The 17297-nt window shown below is 68.5% G+C and carries 15 protein-coding genes and 2 tRNA genes; 4 read left to right on the top strand and 13 right to left on the bottom strand.

Going from position 1 to position 17297, the window contains the following annotated elements; genetic code table 11:
- Positions 1–62 precede the first annotated feature (62 nt).
- Both ACIOMQ_RS07525 and ACIOMQ_RS07530 read right to left on the bottom strand, forming a co-directional pair.
- The gene (locus ACIOMQ_RS07525; protein WP_401262023.1) at positions 63–884 is read right to left on the bottom strand and encodes an ABC transporter permease; all 822 of its coding nucleotides are present in this window, start codon (positions 882–884) and stop codon (positions 63–65) included.
- Positions 881–1903, bottom strand: coding sequence for an ABC transporter ATP-binding protein (locus ACIOMQ_RS07530; protein WP_401939359.1), 1023 nt, complete (start codon positions 1901–1903; stop codon positions 881–883). The genes ACIOMQ_RS07525 and ACIOMQ_RS07530 overlap by 4 nt, the downstream gene beginning before the upstream one ends.
- 187 nt (positions 1904–2090) lie before the next feature.
- On the opposite strand from ACIOMQ_RS07530, the gene ACIOMQ_RS07535 reads away from it, so the two are divergent.
- Positions 2091–2768, top strand: a complete 678-nt coding sequence (locus ACIOMQ_RS07535) for a response regulator (protein ID WP_402188197.1) — start codon at positions 2091–2093, stop codon at positions 2766–2768.
- Between the two features lie 328 nt (positions 2769–3096).
- On the opposite strand, the gene ACIOMQ_RS07540 is transcribed toward ACIOMQ_RS07535, so the two are convergent.
- A tRNA-Ala gene (locus ACIOMQ_RS07540) sits at positions 3097–3169 on the bottom strand.
- Between the two features lie 171 nt (positions 3170–3340).
- Between ACIOMQ_RS07540 and ACIOMQ_RS07545 the strand changes: the two genes are divergently transcribed.
- Both ACIOMQ_RS07545 and ACIOMQ_RS07550 read left to right on the top strand, forming a co-directional pair.
- Positions 3341–3889: a DNA-binding protein gene (locus ACIOMQ_RS07545; RefSeq protein ID WP_362192516.1), complete on the top strand. Its 549-nt coding sequence runs from the start codon at positions 3341–3343 to the stop codon at positions 3887–3889.
- An 81-nt stretch (positions 3890–3970) separates the two neighbouring features.
- A complete protein-coding gene (locus ACIOMQ_RS07550; RefSeq protein ID WP_362192513.1) occupies positions 3971–5317 on the top strand; it encodes a protein kinase domain-containing protein in 1347 nt (448 codons plus the stop codon).
- 47 nt (positions 5318–5364) lie between these two features.
- Here the strand turns inward: ACIOMQ_RS07550 and ACIOMQ_RS07555 are convergent, their stop codons facing one another.
- The 3 genes from ACIOMQ_RS07555 to ACIOMQ_RS07565 form a co-directional block, all read right to left on the bottom strand.
- The gene (locus ACIOMQ_RS07555) at positions 5365–6792 is read right to left on the bottom strand and encodes a hypothetical protein (RefSeq protein ID WP_402188199.1); all 1428 of its coding nucleotides are present in this window, start codon (positions 6790–6792) and stop codon (positions 5365–5367) included.
- On the bottom strand, positions 6792–6980 hold the full coding sequence (locus ACIOMQ_RS07560; protein ID WP_362192506.1) for a hypothetical protein: 189 nt from the start codon (positions 6978–6980) through the stop codon (positions 6792–6794). Before ACIOMQ_RS07560 ends, ACIOMQ_RS07555 begins: the two co-directional genes overlap by 1 nt.
- 315 nt (positions 6981–7295) lie before the next feature.
- Positions 7296–7430: a DLW-39 family protein gene (locus ACIOMQ_RS07565; protein WP_003958712.1), complete on the bottom strand. Its 135-nt coding sequence runs from the start codon at positions 7428–7430 to the stop codon at positions 7296–7298.
- A gap of 306 nt (positions 7431–7736) precedes the next feature.
- Between ACIOMQ_RS07565 and ACIOMQ_RS07570 the strand changes: the two genes are divergently transcribed.
- Positions 7737–8108, top strand: coding sequence for a DUF6344 domain-containing protein (locus ACIOMQ_RS07570; protein ID WP_362192503.1), 372 nt, complete (start codon positions 7737–7739; stop codon positions 8106–8108).
- A gap of 379 nt (positions 8109–8487) precedes the next feature.
- Here ACIOMQ_RS07570 and ACIOMQ_RS07575 read toward each other — a convergent pair.
- From ACIOMQ_RS07575 to gnd, 7 genes are all read right to left on the bottom strand, one after another.
- Positions 8488–8561 (bottom strand) — tRNA-Ile (locus ACIOMQ_RS07575).
- A gap of 70 nt (positions 8562–8631) precedes the next feature.
- The gene (locus tag ACIOMQ_RS07580; RefSeq protein WP_362192500.1) at positions 8632–9240 is read right to left on the bottom strand and encodes a DUF3566 domain-containing protein; all 609 of its coding nucleotides are present in this window, start codon (positions 9238–9240) and stop codon (positions 8632–8634) included.
- Between the two features lie 93 nt (positions 9241–9333).
- A complete protein-coding gene (gene gyrA, locus ACIOMQ_RS07585; protein WP_402188201.1) occupies positions 9334–11964 on the bottom strand; it encodes a DNA gyrase subunit A in 2631 nt (876 codons plus the stop codon).
- Positions 11965–12010: 46 nt separating this feature from the next.
- Positions 12011–14152, bottom strand: a complete 2142-nt coding sequence (gene gyrB / locus ACIOMQ_RS07590) for a DNA topoisomerase (ATP-hydrolyzing) subunit B (protein ID WP_401262011.1) — start codon at positions 14150–14152, stop codon at positions 12011–12013.
- Positions 14153–14551: 399 nt separating this feature from the next.
- Positions 14552–15115, bottom strand: a complete 564-nt coding sequence (locus tag ACIOMQ_RS07595) for a DUF721 domain-containing protein (protein WP_389793338.1) — start codon at positions 15113–15115, stop codon at positions 14552–14554.
- Between the two features lie 14 nt (positions 15116–15129).
- Positions 15130–16254: a DNA replication/repair protein RecF gene (gene recF, locus ACIOMQ_RS07600; protein ID WP_362192488.1), complete on the bottom strand. Its 1125-nt coding sequence runs from the start codon at positions 16252–16254 to the stop codon at positions 15130–15132.
- 90 nt (positions 16255–16344) lie between these two features.
- Positions 16345–17223 (bottom strand): phosphogluconate dehydrogenase (NAD(+)-dependent, decarboxylating), encoded by an 879-nt coding sequence (gene gnd, locus ACIOMQ_RS07605; protein ID WP_362192485.1) that lies wholly within the window; start codon positions 17221–17223, stop codon positions 16345–16347.
- Positions 17224–17297 lie beyond the last annotated feature (74 nt).

Consider the following 17297-nt stretch of genomic DNA (forward strand, 5'->3'; position numbering starts at 1 on the left):
GGGCGGAAAGAGGGGCCGGCCGGGTGACGGCTCGGGCCCAGGGGCGAGGGCCGCGCCGCTCTTCAGGCGTCGCGACGGCGCAGCACATACAAACCGGTCAGATGGGCTGCCAGTGTCCACGCCAGCAGGATCAGCACCGCTGCGGCCGACGGGTACGGAGCGGAGCTGCCGCTGCGCATGAAGTGGTCGCCCGCGCTGTACGGCAGCCAGTCGTTGATGGCGAGCAGGACGGGGCCGCCGAGCCCCACAAGCATGCTCGGCAGGGCCCACAGCAGAGTGAAGAGCACGGTCAGCGCTCCGGCCGCATGCCGCGTGGCGAAGGACACCCCTACGGCCAGTACCGCGACGAGGGCGTAGAAGACACCGACGGCCAGGACCTGGCCGACCGCCGCGCCGGCGTGGAACGAGGCATGGCCGGAGAACGGTCCCCAGGCCACCGCCATGCCCACCACGGCGAACATCGCGCCGGCGGCGAAGGCGACCACGGCGGTGACCAGTGCCTTGGCCAGTTGAACCCGGTGCCGGACCGGCACCCACAGCAGCGACGAACTCATGCTGGAGGTCGTGTACTCACTCGTGACCGTGACCGTGGCCAGGACGACCACGGCGAACTGGACGAGGACCGTGGAGGACACCACGGCGTTGCCGACCGGCTGGACGGCATGCTCGTTGATGCGGGCGATCGATCCGTAATAGAAGGTGAACACCCCCGTCGCCGACAGACCGACCAGGAGGCACAGGTACGGCGCACGGACCGACCACAGCTTGGTCCACTCGGCGGCGACCGCGCCGGGGAACCGGCCGCCCGGCCGGTCCCGGGTGGCACGTCCGGACGTATCCGCGGCCATGTCCACTGTCATGTCCGTCGTCATGTCCGTCGTCATCGTGACCACCGTCCGGTCTCCCTCGCCGTGCCACGTTCGCGCCGGGTGCCCTGCTCAGCGCCGGTGCTGCGCCCCGGCCCGGTCTTGCGGTCCTCTTCCGATCCCGTGCCCGTCGCGTACTCGACACTTCTCACCGTCAGTTCCATGTACGCCTGTTCCAGCGAGACCTGCGCGTCGCTCAGCTGATGCAGCCGGACGCCGGAGCTGTGCGCGAGGTCCCCGACCTCGGCAGCGGTCCGGCCGCTGACAACGATCTCGTCCTTGCCCGATGCCTCGACCTTCACGCCGCTGTCCGCCACCAGGCGCCTCACCAGCACGGACAGCTCTTCGGGGTCCGGCACCCGGGCGCGCACGGATGCCCGGGAACTACCGGCAAGGAAGTCCGCCATGGATGTGTCGGCCAGTAGCTCTCCCCTGCCGATGATCACGAGGTGATCGGCCGTCAGCTGCATCTCGCTCATCAGATGGCTGGAGAGGAAGACCGTACGGCCCTGGACGGCCTGGTCGCGCACGAGCTGTCGCATCCAGCGCACGCCGTCGGGGTCGAGGCCGTTGACCGGTTCGTCCAGGATCAGAGTCGACGGATCACCGAGCAGCGCGCCGGCCACACCAAGACGCTGGTTCATGCCCAGCGAGTACGTTCCGGCACGGCGTCGCGCCGCCTTGGCCAGGCCCACCGTCTCCAGTACTTCGTCCACTCGGCGCACCGGGATGCCGTTGCTGCGTGCCTGCGCGACGAGGTGACTGCGTGCCGAGCGCGCCGGGTGCAGCGCCTTCGCGTCCAGCAGTGCGCCCACTTCGCGGACCGGGTGGCGCAGGGCGGAGTACGGCCTGCCGTCGATGAGTGCCGTGCCCCGCGAGGGGCGGTCCAGGCCCAGGACCATCCGCATCGTGGTTGATTTACCGGCCCCGTTGGGGCCGAGGAACCCGGTCACCTTTCCTTCCTCGATGTCCAGTGTCAGGTCGTGCACAGCGACGGTTTCGCCGTATCGCTTGGTAAGCCCTCTGAGGGTGATCACATCGGTTCCTTCGGCATCTGCCGGACTTCTTCTCCCGTACGGCGGCGACGCTAGAGGGACTGGGCGCGGCGGCACATGGGCCGTTCGTCAGCACCTTCCTTCCTTTCGTCAGGGGTGCGCCCCGCCGCTGGTCGCACTTCTCCCAGCGATCGGTCCCACGGCCACCCCGAGGCCGTACGCTCGGCCCGTGGAAGAGACGACACCGGACCGTCGGCCGGTCCGCGTCCTTGTGGCGGACGACGAGGCGATGGTCCGGGCCGGGGTACGGGCCATCCTGGCCAGGGACCCGCGCACCGAAGTGGTCGCCGAGGCTGCCGACGGCCACGAGGCCGTCTCGCTGACGCGCCGTCACCGCCCCGACGTGGTCCTCCTGGACATCCAGATGCCCGGACTGGACGGCCTGGCGGCGGCGGCCCGGATCCACCAGGCACTGCCGACAGCCGGCGTGATCATGCTGACGACCTTCGGGGAGGACGACTTCATCACACGGGCCCTTGAGGACGGGGCCAGCGGCTTCCTGCTCAAAGCGGACGACCCCCGGGAACTTCTGAACGGAGTGCAGGCGGTGGGAGCCGGCGGGGCCTATCTTTCGCCGAGGGTTGCCACCCGGGTCATCGCCGGTCTGCGCGCACGCCGGATGGCACGCCCCCACCGCCCGCTCGAACACTTGACCGGACGAGAACTCGACGTGCTGGCCGGGCTCGGGGCAGGACTGTCCAACTCCGAGATCGCCGCCAGGCTGCATCTGGTCGAAGGCACCGTGAAGGCGCACGTCAGCGCAGTCCTTGGCAAACTGGGGGCGCGCAACCGGGTGGAGGCCGCCATTGCCGCGCACGAGGCCGGCCTGGTCCCTCGCGCCCCGTAGCCGTCTCCGGCGGTCCACCGGTCCACCCGGATCGGCCGCCCGCACGTACGCGGTCCACCGCAGCGGTGTGCACCGGCACCTGGTGGCGCTCTTCCGCGTGGTCGCCCCGGGGCCCGGCCCGCTGCTGGTCACCGGGACGGGCGGGAGCACACGGACCGCCGCATGGCGGTCACTGACCGACCTGCCCCCTGCGCTACCCGTCCCGGCGTCGATCGGCGCGCTCGTCATGCTCAGCAGCCGGAACGCTCACCGCGCGTACCCCGCCCCCGCGGAGACGAAAAATGCCCTCCGAGGCTACGTTTCCGCAGGTCGGAGGGCATTTAGTACGTGGAGCCTAGGAGATTCGAACTCCTGACATCTGCCTTGCAAAGGCAGCGCTCTACCAACTGAGCTAAGGCCCCGAAAAGACGGACAGTACCGGACGCTTCGACGTCTCGGCGACCGCCGCAGACCAGAGTACCGGGTACCCCCCGGAATCTTGCAAAAAGATAGGGACTCCCGGTCGGCGACCACTCTCCGTAAGATGCTCGACGAGGTTCGCAGCAGCGAAGTCGCAGCGATGGGGAGACGCCATGGATGCCGCCCAGCAAGAGGCAACAGCAAGAGCCAGGGAGCTTCAGCGCAGTTGGTACGGAGAACCTCTGGGGGCGCTCTTTCGCCGGTTGATCGATGATCTCGGTCTGAACCAGGCCCGGCTCGCCGCGGTCCTCGGGCTGTCCGCCCCCATGCTCTCCCAGTTGATGAGCGGCCAGCGGGCCAAGATCGGAAACCCCGCGGTCGTCCAGCGCGTCCAGGCGCTCCAGGAACTGGCCGGTCAGGTCGCCGACGGCAGTGCCAGCGCGGGAGAGGCCACCAACCGCATGGAAGAGATCAAGAAGTCCCAGGGCGGCTCCGTCCTCACCGGGACCGGCCAGACCTCCCACACCGGCGGCGCCCCGACGGTCCGGCGCGTGGTGCGTGAGATCCAGTCGCTGCTGCGGTCGGTCGCGGCCGCCGGTGACATCATCGATGCCGCCGACTCCCTCGCCCCGACCCACCCGGAGCTGGCAGAGTTCCTCAAGGTGTACGGCGCAGGACGTACCGCGGACGCGGTGGCGCACTACGAGGGACACCAGAGCTAGGGCCTGTCCGACATGTCCTAGGGCACTACCCCCGAGAGCCGGGCACGAGCCGAAACAGGAACTGGGAGCGGGCGCAGCGCAATGGGTGAGGTCTTCGCCGGTCGGTACGAACTGATCGATCCGATCGGACGTGGTGGGGTCGGCGCCGTGTGGCGCGCCTGGGACCACCGGCGCCGCCGTTATGTGGCGGCCAAGGTCCTCCAGCAGAGCGATGCACACACGCTGCTGCGCTTCGTCCGCGAGCAGGCGCTGCGGATCGAGCATCCGCATGTGCTGGCCCCGGCCAGTTGGGCCGCGGACGACGACAAGGTCCTGTTCACCATGGACCTGGTGAGCGGCGGTTCGCTGGCCCATGTCATCGGCGACTACGGGCCGTTGCCTCCTCGTTTCGTCTGCACGCTGCTCGACCAGTTGCTGTCGGGACTGTCGACGGTGCACGCGGAGGGCGTCGTCCACCGGGACATCAAACCCGCCAACATCCTGATGGAGGCCACCGGCACCGGACGGCCGCATCTGCGGCTGTCCGACTTCGGTATCTCCATGCGCAAGGGCGAGCCGCGTCTCACCGAGACCAACTACGTGGTGGGAACGCCGGGTTACTTCGCGCCGGAGCAGATGATGGGCGCGGAACCCGATTTCCCCGCGGACCTGTTCGCGGTCGGTCTCGTGTCGCTGTATCTGCTCCAGGGGAAGAAGCCGGACGCACAGGCCATCGTCGAGCACTTCGCCACGTACGGGACTCCCGGCGCCCCGGAGGGGATTCCCGAGCCGCTGTGGCAGGTCCTCGCGGGGCTGCTGCAGCCGGATCCCCAGGCCAGGTTCCGTACGGCCACGGGTGCGCGCAAGGCGCTGACGGCCGCGGTCGACATGCTGCCCGAGCCCGGCGTCGACGACGAGCCGGTGGAGGTGTTCGACCAACTCGGGCCGCTGCCCGCCGGCTTCGGGCCCGACGGACCGATCACGCCCCCCAGAGCGGCCGCGCAAGACGCGCAGCCCATACCGCCCGTGCCGCCCGTACAGCAGGACCAGGCAGCCCCGCAGCCCGTGCAGCAGCCCTACACCCAGCTACCGGTCCCGATGTCGGAAACGGGCAGCTTCCACCTCCCGCCGCCTCCGCAGCAGCCCGCGCCGCAGCTCCAGCAGGCGCAGACTGCCACGCCTCCCACTCCGCCCCCGGCGTACACGTCCGCCCCGTTCGCCACGCCCGCACCGGATCCTTCGCAGGCTCCCACGGCCGGGGTGCACCACGAGCCGGCTCTCACCCGCGCCTACACCACCGGGCAGCCGCAGGTTCCCGCCACGGGATACGCACCTCCCGCGCACGCACCGCAGAAGCGTCCGGGACCGCCCCTGAAGGTGGCGGTCCCGGTCCTGCTGGTGGCGCTGATCTGTTTCGCCGTGGGTGTCTGGGCACTGACCCAGAGCTGAGCGCGTCGGCCGGAACCTCCGCCGTACGCGGCAGCGGTTCCGGCCCGCTACCAGGTCTGCGGCGGGCCACCGTAGGGCGGTTGCCCGCCCCCGGCCGGGCTTCCCGCGGCGGGACCGTTCGCACCGGGCGGGGCTGCCTGCCCCGCCAACGCTGCCGAACCTGCCGAACCCCCCGGACCCCCCGGACCCCCCGGGGCGGTCACCGCGCGGCGCCGTGCCAGCAGCGTCCACACGCCGAGCCCGAGCACCAGCACCGCACCCGCGCTTATCCCGGCCACGCCGACCGTCCTCATAGTGGCGCTCCTGGCCGCCTCGGGGTCGCTCTTGCCGCTCTTGGCCATGTCCCTGTCGTCCTGCGTGACCGAGAAGATCCCGGCGCCCCCCGCGTACGGCGACTTCCGCGCCGTCCCCTCGACCTTGATCCTGAGGTTCAGCGGGATGGCCTTGTCGCCGTACGATTTCGCGACCTTCGGGCTGAGCGTCACCGACAGGTAGTACCAGCCGGCGAACCGCATGGCACTGACGCTGCTGGTGGAGTCGTAGCGGTTCTCGTACGCCACCGGAGGCAGCGGATCCAGCGATACGGACGCGGGCTTGCCGGAGTACGACAGCGGCGTCGCGTCGTCGACATGGCCATGGGCCGGATTGTCGAGGGACACCGCGAGCGCGCTGCCGATGAATTCGTCCGAGGCGTTGTTGTTGCTCAGATCGGCGGTGGCGAAGATCTGCTGGCCCCAGTCCACCGGCACCCGGTAGAAGCGGGTCTGCCCCGGCGCGATGTCGTCGTGCCACTCGCCGGTTTCCAGGCTGGTCGCGTCGTAGTAGCTGGTGCCGCCCGACCGCTTCTGCGGAGCTGCGGTGGGGGGCACCGGGGAGGCCGACGGCCAGTTCTCCGGCGCCACGGTCGGCATCGAACCGGCCGATTTCAGCTGCGGTTCGGACTCGTAGCGCAGCTCCAGGTCCCATGCGCCGGATGAGGACGTGGCCTTGCTCTCCCGCTCGATCAGGACGTTGTACGTTCCGGCTTCCTGACAGGTGCTGCTGTCCTTCTTGGTGATCCGGTAGGCGTACGCCGCGATCGGACGCGGGTATTCCGCCGACTCGAACCGGGCATCCTCCGAACTGCACTGCAGGTCCGCGCTGTCCCTGATGCTGACCGTGATGCCGTCCCCGTAGGCGACCTGGCCGCCGTCCCTGGGCACGGCCACCGCCGAGACGTACGCATTCGTCTTCGCGTCGAGGTTCAGGCGGTAGTAGAGCTTCTCGCCGCGCTTGATCGAGCTCTTGTAGACCGATCCGGACGAGAGCGCCGACGCCTCGGTGCTGACCTCCGCGCCGCTGACCTTCTTCGCCCCGGGATCGAAGGTGTACGCGGCGTCCTCCCCGGCCGCGTACGCCTGTCCCGGCAGCGCCACCGCCGCGCACATCGCCGCGACGGCGGCCAGCACCACCCGGCCCCTGTTGCGCTGCCTCATCACGCGCTTCCCCTCGTCGTCTGTGTGGCGCGCCTGCGACGCCCGCGCACGAACACGAGCCCCGCGATCACGACCACCACAGCGCCCGCCCCGGCAGCGGCCGCAATGCCGGTCCATCCTGCCCCGCCCGTACCACTGCTGTCTGCGACGCTGCTCGGATTACCCTTCTTGTCCACCTTCTTGGCCATGGCGGGCGGCATGGTGCTCCGGGCCGGCCAACCCGTCACCGAACACCGGCTCCCGCGGCCTCATGCCGGTCCGCGCGTTCTCCGCGATCTCGGCGGCCCTGCCGACGCGATCTCAGCGGCCTTCCGCCCCTGCCGCAGTACGGCGGCGTCGGTCCTGCGCCCCCACGCGTACCCCCGACCGAAAAATCCGGATCTTTTGCTCTCGCAACCTATTGATTTGCTTAGGTGAACTCAAGGGCGCAGACGTCACGGTCCCGCAACAGCACGAAGCCCCGGCCGCTCAGCGACCGGGGCCCGCAATCAGGCTGTTCTGTCTCACACACCCGAACCTGCGGGCACGGAGTCAGTCGCCTCCGTCCACAGATCCTGCTCGGCGCGATCCGCCTGGATCTGGCGGTACACGAGGAGCCCGCCGATGGCGGCCAGTGCGACCAGGAGAAGCTTCTTCACCGCGCGACCTCGTCTTTCCTTGACGTAGGGGACTTCTGCCGCCCGACTATACACACCGGCCGATATCGATCGGTGACCTACCTGCGCCCCAACTGGCGCCAGGGAAAAGCGACCACCCGGGAATCGCTCCGACCGGGTGCCGTGCCCGCACCGATCGTCCCGCGCAAGCCCGTCAAGCCCAGTTGCACCATACGAGTGGTGTTCATCTGAAGATCGACGGATCTGCGGCGTCGGTCCACGAATTCACGGGCCACATCCACATCATCAGAAAGGTAAGCAAACCGGATCACCCGAAAGCGAGGGGCCATGCGCACCTTCAAGGCCAGGAACATCTGGACCGCCTTCGTCACCGCCTTCTTCGCACTCCTCGCCGCCCTGGGGCTCATGAGCACCCCCGCGGCGGCCACGGAGCCGAGCGCCCCGGAGCCGACCACCACGAACCAGGAGCACACGGGTGCGACCGCGGCAACCGCGACCACCCCGTCGGTGCGATGGACCCTTCCGCGTGACAGGGCGCTGCCACCCACGATGAAGCAGCGCATCCACGCCGAGGCACACGGCTCCTCACCCGCCACCCGGCATCTGTCCGCAGACACGACGGACGCCACGGAAACCAGGAGCTCCGCCCGCGCCACCCACGGAGCCCCGGCGGGGGACGCGTCCCTCCTCCCGCCGTGAGAGCCGCGCAACTGACGCACAGAGCCCCCGGGCCGGTTCACACCGGACGGGGGCTTCTCCGTGCGCTCCAGCCCCGCCCTGCACCCTTCCGGCACGAGGGGCGCGGCGCGAGGGCCCGGCACGAGGGCAGAGGGCAGGCGAGGAGGACAGCCGAGAAGACGACGGAGGCGGACGGCAGAGGGGACGACAGGGGAGGACGGCAGAGGCACCCGGCCAGGCACACGCGCCCCTGCACGGAACCGCACGCAGGACCAGGCCCAACCGGAACCCGGCCCCAACCTGGCCCGAACTACCCGCCCCACACGGAGAACGCGTCGCAACGACCACACGCAGAAGGCCCGGTGCCTCCGAAGAGGAACCGGGCCTTCTGTTGTCACTGTGGGGCTAACAGGATTTGAACCTGTGGCCTCATCCTTATCAGGGATGCGCTCTAACCAACTGAGCTATAGCCCCGCCGCGCTCTGCGCTGACTTCTGAAGATTAGCGCACGTCGGGGCCAGTCCCAAAATCGATACTCCGAGCCCTACTCGTCCTCGGCCAGCGTGAGCTCGATGCCGCCCACGAAGCCCGCCGAGAGGTTGTAGATGAAGGAGCCCAGCGTCGCCAGCGCGGTCGCCAGCACCACGTCGATCACCGCGATGACCGAGGTGAAGATGAGGACCCGCGGAAGCGACAGGAACGACTGGAGATCGAAGCCGTTGCTGTCGTTCGAGCCGGTGGCCTCGCTGATCGTGCCGCCCACGGTCTCGAAGACGCCCATCGCATTCATCACCATCCACAGCACGGCGGCCGCCACCACCGTGCAGATGCCGAGCGCGATGGAGAGCAGGAAGCTCACCTTCATCACCGACCACGGGTCGGCCTTGGCCACCCGCAGACGCGCCTTGCGGGTACGCGGAGTCGTCCGCGCCCCTGTCCGCGGCCGCCGGGCCGCCTGCGCGGCGCCGGCGCCCTCTGCACCACCCTGCGTGCCGTGCGGCCGGCCGCCCTGGGTCCCGCCCGCGGGCGAGGGGTATGCCTGCGGCGGGTGGTACGGCCCGCTCGCCTGCCCCGCTGCAGGCTCGCGCTCACCGGGCAACGGCCCGGTCGCGTAACCCTCGTACTGGGGCTGAGGCCCCCGGGTGTCCGTCACAGTGCCCCCTTGGGAGTCCGTGGCAGGGCCACGGGCACCGTTCGCTCCTGCTCCGGAAGCGGCCGAACCGGCGCCCGTGGCTCCACTCACGCTCTACTCCTCGTGCTCCCCTGCCGAAGGCGACGTGCCTTCGGCATTGCCCTCGACCGTGCTCTCGGCAGCTTCCGCCGTCGCGGTCTCGGCGTCATCGGACCCCTCGACCTCTTCGGCCTCACGACCGGCTTCGGCGTTGCGGGCGATGCCGACGACGGCATCGCGCTTGCCCAGATTGATCAGTTGGACGCCCATGGTGTCACGGCCCGTCTCCCTGACTTCATTGACTCGCGTACGAATCACACCACCGCCGAGCGTGATGGCGAGGATCTCATCCGTCTCCTCGACCACCAGCGCGCCGACCAGCGAACCCCGGTCCTCCACGATCTTGGCAGCCTTGATGCCCAGGCCGCCACGACCCTGAACGCGGTACTCGTCGACGGGAGTCCGCTTCGCGTACCCACCGTCGGTGGCAGTGAACACGAACGTACCCGGCCGGACAACATTCATCGAGAGCAGTTCGTCGCCTTCGCGGAAACTCATGCCCTTGACACCCGAAGTGGCACGGCCCATCGGGCGCAGCGCATCGTCCGTCGCAGTGAACCTGATCGACTGGGCCTTCTTGCTGATGAGCAGCAGATCGTCCTCGGCCGACACCAGCTCCGCACCGATCAGCTCGTCGGCCGTGCCGTCGGCACCGTCCGCCGTCTCCCGGAGGTTGATGGCGATGACCCCACCGGAACGCGGCGAGTCGTAGTCCTTCAGCGCGGTCTTCTTCACGAGACCGCCCTTCGTGGCCAGGATCAGATACGGCGCGGCCTCGTAGTCGCGGATCGCCAGGATCTGCGCGATCCGCTCGTCCGGCTGGAAGGCCAGCAGGTTGGCGACATGCTGACCACGGGCGTCACGGCCGGCGTCCGGCAGCTCGTACGCCTTCGCCCGGTACACCCGGCCCTTGTTCGTGAAGAACAGCAGCCAGTGGTGCGTCGTCGACACGAAGAAGTGGTCGACGATGTCGTCCTCCTTCAGCTTCGTGCCACGCACGCCCTTGCCGCCGCGCTTCTGCGAGCGGTAGTCGTCCGTCTTCGTACGCTTCACATAGCCGCCGCGCGAGATCGTGACGACGATGTCCTCCTCGGCGATCAGGTCCTCGATGGACATGTCACCGTCGAAGGGCACCAGCTTGGAACGCCGGTCGTCGCCGAACTTCTCGACGATCGCCGCCAGTTCCTCGCTGACGATCTGCCGCTGCCGCTCCGGCGACACCAGGATCGCGTTGTACTCGTTGATCTTCGCCTGGAGCTCGTCGTGCTCGGCCGTGATCTTCTGGTGCTCCAGCGCGGCCAGCCGGCGCAGCTGCATCTCCAGGATCGCGTTCGCCTGGATCTCGTCGATCTCCAGCAGGCCCATCAGGCCCTCACGCGCCACCTCGACCGTCTGGCTGCGCCGGATGAGGGCGATGACCTCGTCGATCGCGTTCAGCGCCTTGAGGAGACCACGCAGAATGTGCGCCCGCTCCTCCGCCTTGCGCAGACGGAACTTCGTACGCCGGACGATGACCTCGATCTGATGCGTCACCCAATGGCGGATGAACGCGTCGATCGACAGGGTGCGCGGCACACCGTCGACGAGCGCCAGCATGTTGGCGCCGAAATTGGTCTGCAGATCGGTGTGCTTGTACAGGTTGTTCAGCACGACCTTGGCGACCGCGTCCCGCTTCAGCACGACGACCAGACGCTGACCCGTACGCGACGACGTCTCGTCACGGACGTCCGCGATCCCGCCGATCTTGCCGTCCTTCACCAGGTCGGCGATCTTCTGCGCCAGGTTGTCCGGGTTGGTCTGGTACGGCAGCTCCGTCACGACCAGGCACTGCCGGTTCTGGATCTCCTCGACCGCGACGACCGCGCGCATCGTGATCGAGCCACGGCCGGTGCGGTACGCCTCCTCGATGCCCTTGCGGCCCACGACGAGCGCACCCGTCGGGAAGTCCGGGCCCTTGATCCGCTCGATCAGCGCGTCCAGGAGCTCCTCCTGCGAGGCCCCCGGGTGCTCCAGGTACCACTGAGCACCGTCCGCGACCTCGCGCAGGTTGTGCGGCGGAATGTTGGTCGCCATACCGACCGCGATCCCCGCCGAGCCGTTGACCAGCAGGTTCGGGAAACGCGCCGGCAGAACCGTCGGCTCCTGGTTGCGGCCGTCGTAGTTGTCCTGGAAGTCGACGGTCTCCTCGTCGATGTCCCGGACCATCTCCATGGACAGCGGCATCATCTTGCACTCGGTGTACCGCATGGCGGCGGCCGGGTCGTTGCCCGGAGAACCGAAGTTGCCGTTGGAGTCCACCAGCGGCATCCGCATCGACCACGGCTGCGCCAGTCGCACCAGCGCGTCGTAGATCGACGAGTCACCGTGCGGGTGGTACGTACCCATGACGTCACCGACGACACGGGCACACTTGTAGAAGCCCTTCTCGGGCCGGTAGCCGCCGTCGTACATCGCGTACAGCACCCGGCGGTGGACGGGCTTGAGACCGTCCCGTACGTCCGGCAGCGCACGCGAGACGATCACGGACATCGCGTAGTCGAGGTAGGAGCGCTGCATCTCCGTTTCGAGCCCCACGGGCTCGACACGCATGCCCACACCGGCGGCGGGCTCCTCTTCAGGTGTCACAGGGGTGTTCTCGTCGGCCATTGCTGGTCAAAGTCCTTTCGAGCGGCGGCTTGCTGGTACGGCCGACTCAGATGTCGAGGAAGCGGACGTCCTTGGCGTTGCGCTGGATGAACGAGCGCCGCGCCTCGACGTCCTCGCCCATGAGCACCGAGAAGAGGTCGTCGGCCTGCGCCGCGTCGTCCAGCGTGACCTGGCCGAGGACCCGGTGGTCGACGTCCATCGTGGTGACGCGCAGCTCCTCGGCGTTCATCTCGCCGAGGCCCTTGAAGCGCTGGATCGAGTCGTCCTTGATCCGCTTGCCGTTCTGCTTGCCCAGCTCGACCAGGGCGTCGCGCTCCCGGTCCGAGTACGCGTACTCGAAGTCGTCCCGGCCCCACTTGATCTTGAAGAGCGGCGGGCGGGAGAGGTACACGTGCCCGGCCTCGACCAGCGGACGCATGAAGCGGAAGAGGAACGTCAGCAGCAGGGTGTTGATGTGCTGGCCGTCGACATCGGCGTCCGCCATCAAGATGATCTTGTGATAGCGGAGCTTCTCGATGTCGAAGTCCTCGTGGACCCCGGTACCGAAGGCCGAGATCAACGCCTGGACCTCGGTGTTCTGCAGGATCTTGTCGACCCGGGCCTTCTCGACGTTCAGGATCTTGCCGCGGATCGGCAGGATCGCCTGGTACATCGGGTTGCGGCCGGACTTCGCCGAACCACCGGCGGAGTCACCCTCGACGATGAAGATCTCGCACTTCGTCGGGTCGTTGGACTGGCAGTCACTCAGCTTGCCCGGCAGCGAGGCGCTCTCCAGGAGCCCCTTGCGGCGGGTCAGATCACGCGCCTTGCGGGCCGCGACACGGGCCGTGGCCGCCGCGATCCCCTTGCGGATGATGTCGGCCGCCTCATTGGGATTGCGGTCGAACCAGTCCGTAAGCTGCTCGTGGACCACCTTCTGGACGAAGGTCTTCGCCTCCGTGTTGCCCAGTTTGGTCTTCGTCTGGCCCTCGAACTGCGGCTCGCCCAGCTTCACCGAGATGATCGCCGTCAGACCCTCGCGGATGTCGTCACCCGTGAGGTTGTCGTCCTTCTCGCGCAGCAGCTTCTTCTCACGCGCGTACTTGTTGACCAGCGTGGTCAGCGCGGCGCGGAAGCCTTCCTCGTGCGTACCGCCCTCGTGCGTGTGGATCGTGTTCGCGAAGGAGTAGACCCCCTCGCTGTACTGCGTGTTCCACTGCATCGCGATCTCGGCCGAGAGAAGGCGCTCCTTGTCCTCGGCCTCGATGTCGATCACCGACTGGTGGATGACATCGCCCTTGCGGGAGTTGAGGTACTTCACGAAGTCGACGATGCCGCCCTCGTAGTGGTACGTGACCGTGCGGGCCTGCTCCGCCTCGGCGACCTCGGCCACCTCGGCGACATCCGCGCCCAGCGTCGCCTTCGCCGACTCGCGCTCGTCGGTGAGCTTGATCGTCAGGCCCTTGTTGAGGAACGCCATCTCCTGGAAGCGGCGCGACAGGGTCTCGAAGGAGTACTCGGTCGTCTCGAAGATGTCCCCGTCGGCCCAGAAGGTGACGGACGTCCCCGTCTCCTCGGTGGCCTCGTTGCGGGCCAGCGGAGCGGTGGGCACACCGAGCTTGTAGTCCTGGGTCCAGCGGTAACCGTCCGTCCGGACCTCGACCGAGACCCGCGACGACAGCGCGTTGACCACGGAGACACCGACACCGTGCAGACCGCCGGAGACAGCGTAGCCGCCGCCGCCGAACTTGCCGCCGGCGTGCAGCACCGTCAGCACGACCTCGACCGCGGGCTTCTTCTCCGACGGCACGATGCCGACCGGGATGCCTCGGCCGTTGTCGATCACACGGACCCCGCCGTCGGCGAGGATCGTGACGTCGATCGTGTCCGCGTGCCCTGCCAGCGCCTCGTCGACCGAGTTGTCGACGACCTCGTACACGAGGTGGTGGAGGCCGCGCTCACCGGTGGAACCGATGTACATGCCAGGTCGCTTGCGGACCGCGTCCAGACCCTCGAGGACGGTGATCGCGCTGGCGTCGTACGAGGCCGTGACCTCGCCCGAAGCGGCTGTCTCGCCCGAAGCGGGTGCCTCGCCGGAGACGAGTGCCCCGCCCGAGGCGATCACCTCGCCGCTCTCACCGGGTGTGGACGGAATGTTCTCGTTGGGGTTGCCGGAATCGGCCACGAAGCGCCCTTTCTGGCACAGCACAGGCCGTTCTCCGGACAGTCGGGAGCGGCTGCGTCGTTCGGCTTGTATCGACGACTCCCGCAAGGATGCGGGATTCTTCACCAGTCTACCGGTAGCGCCGACACGAATGGGGGTTTGCCGGTACCTGAGTACGCATGTGCCGCCCTGGATGAGCGCCTGACGACTCCCCATATTCAGGAAGGGCCCCCAAGGGGCTCACACCGGCATTGAGCGCTTCGACCTGTCAACCTCTCGCTACCGTGAGGGACGCCCCAATCCACCCGCCCGGTTGCAACCACCACATACCCGCACAACACAGACGCGACGGACAGCACCACCAAGAAGACAGCACAGAGCCCCGGCCCCGTCCAAAACCCGGCCCCAGCCCCTCAAGAAGAGAAAAAGCCCAGCTCAGAAGCGTCAGCCGTACGTATCGCCAGGCCCGGTGCTCCCCGGCGCCCGCAGCGGACCGAACCTGCGCTGCGGCCCCCCCGGCCCCAACACCTTGATCAACCTCACCGTGCCGTGCCCCAGATCCGCATTCAGCCGGGCCACCAGCTGAGGCGCCAGCAACCGCAACTGCGTCGCCCACGCCGTCGAATCGCACTGCACCGTCAGCACCCGCTCGTCCGGATCCTCGTCGTACCGCAGCGGAACACAGTGATTCGCCAGGTCCTCACCCACGATCTGCGGCCAACGCCCCATCACCCCACCCACCGCGGCAGGCGTCTCCCAACCACGCTCAGTGATCAGACGATTGATCGCAGCACCCAGCGGCAACGGATCCCGCCCGTCCGCCCGCGCCCCCGAACGCAGCCCACCACCCCGCCTGGCCTGCTTCTTCTGCTGCGCCGCAGCACCACGCGCACGCGCCTGCTCCTTCGCCGCACGCAACGCCACCCTCGCCAGGTCCACACCCGACGGCTCCGGCCGGTTCCCTTCCCCCGAAGATCCCTGAGCCGACTCCCCGGAAACCCCGGACACCTCACCACGGCCACTCACAGCCGCTCCACCTCACCCGCGGACACCGCGTACCGAGCCCCCGCCAGAACCCCCGGAACATCGTCGCCCACCGCCGCCGTCACCAGCACCTGCTCACCCGGAGCCACCAACTCCGCCAACCGCTCACGACGACGCGCATCCAGCTCCGCGAAGACATCGTCCAGCACCAGCACCGGCTCATTGCCCTCGCTGCGCAGCAGATCGTACGAAGCCAGCCGCAGCGCCAACGCGTACGACCAGGACTCACCATGGCTCGCGTACCCCTTGGCCGGCATGTCCCGCAGCCCCAGCAGCAGATCATCACGGTGCGGACCGACCAGCGTCACCCCCCGCTCGATCTCCTGCTTGCGGACATCCGCCAGAGCCGCGATCAGCTGCTCGTACAGCTCCTCACGGCCGTGCGCCGCACCCGCACCGACCGAACTCCGGTACTCCAACGCCACCGGACCACCACCCGGCGCCACGTCCCCGTACGCCTTGTCGGCCAGCGGCTGCAACGCGGCGATCAGATCCAGCCGCTGCGCCAGCAGCTCCGCACCGACCCGGCCCAGATGCTGGTCCCACACATCGAGTGTGGACAGATCCATCGACCGGCCGCCGTGCCTGCGCGCCATCGCCGCCGACTTCAGCAGGGTGTTGCGCTGCTTCAGCACCCGTTCGTAGTCCGAACGCACCCCCGCCATCCGCGGCGAACGCGCCGTGATCAGCTCGTCGAGGAAACGCCGACGCTCTCCGGGATCCCCCTTGACCAGCGCCAGATCCTCCGGCGCGAACAGCACCGTACGCACGATTCCCAGCACGTCGCGTGGTCTGACCTGCGACGACCTATTGATCCGGGCCCGATTCGCCCTGCCCGGATTGAGCTCCAGCTCGATCAGCTGCGAACGCTCGCCCTGCGTGACAGCGGCCCGGACGACAGCACGGTCCGCACCCATCCGCACCAGCGGCGCATCCGAGGAGACCCGGTGGCTGCCGAGCGTCGCGAGGTAGCCGACGGCCTCCACCAGATTCGTCTTGCCCTGGCCGTTGGCCCCCACAAAAGCGGTGACGCCCGGATCGAGAGGTACCTCGACCCGGGCGTACGAGCGGAAGTCGGCCAGCGAGAGATGCGTGACATGCATGGGTGTGCGCCGACCTTCCCGGCTTCCTGCTCCGTGGTGCGGGTCGGACGCCCCGGCCCGGCCCGCTCCTCGTCGCGGTTACTTCTTGTTCTACTTCTTGTTCTCGACCGCGTGGCCACCGAACTGGTTGCGCAGCGCGGCGATCATCTTCATCTGCGGGGAGTCGTCCTGCCGCGAGGCGAAACGCGCGAAGAGCGACGCCGTGATCGCGGGCAGCGGCACCGCGTTGTCGATCGCGGCCTCCACCGTCCAGCGGCCCTCGCCGGAGTCGGCGGCGAAGCCGCGGAGCTTGTCGAGGTGCTCGTCGTCGTCGAGCGCGTTGACCGCCAGGTCGAGCAGCCAGGAACGGATGACCGTGCCCTCCTGCCAGGAGCGGAAGACCTCGCGCACATCGGTGACGGAGTCGACCTTCTCCAGGAGCTCCCAGCCCTCGGCGTAGGCCTGCATCATGGCGTACTCGATGCCGTTGTGGACCATCTTCGCGAAGTGGCCGGCGCCGACCTTGCCCGCGTGGACCGAACCGAAGTCGCCCTCGGGCTTCAGCGCGTCGAAGACCGGCTGGACCTTCGCCACGTTCGCGGCGTCGCCGCCGTACATCAGCGCGTAGCCGTTCTCCAGGCCCCAGACACCGCCGGATACGCCGCAGTCCACGAAGCCGATGCCCTTGATGCCCAGCTCGACCGCGTGCTTCTCGTCGTCCGTCCAGCGGGAATTCCCGCCGTCCACGACGATGTCGCCGGGCGACAGGAGCCCGGCCAGCTCGTCGATGGTGGCCTGGGTCGGGGCACCGGCCGGCACCATCACCCAGACGACCCGGGGTCCCTTCAGCTTGCCTACGAGCTCTTCGAGGCTGTGGACATCGGAGACGTCCGGATTGCGGTCGTAACCGATGACGGTGTGGCCTGCGCGGCGGATGCGCTCGCGCATGTTGCCGCCCATCTTGCCGAGGCCGACGAGACCGAGCTCCATCAGAGATTCCTTAAGCGTTGTGCCGATTCGTACCCAAGGCCGAGCCTACGCCCGGCCGGGGACAGACCGACGGG

The sequence above is a fragment of the Streptomyces sp. NPDC087845 genome (genome assembly GCF_044742755.1).
In the GTDB taxonomy this organism is placed as follows: Bacteria; Actinomycetota; Actinomycetes; order Streptomycetales; family Streptomycetaceae; genus Streptomyces.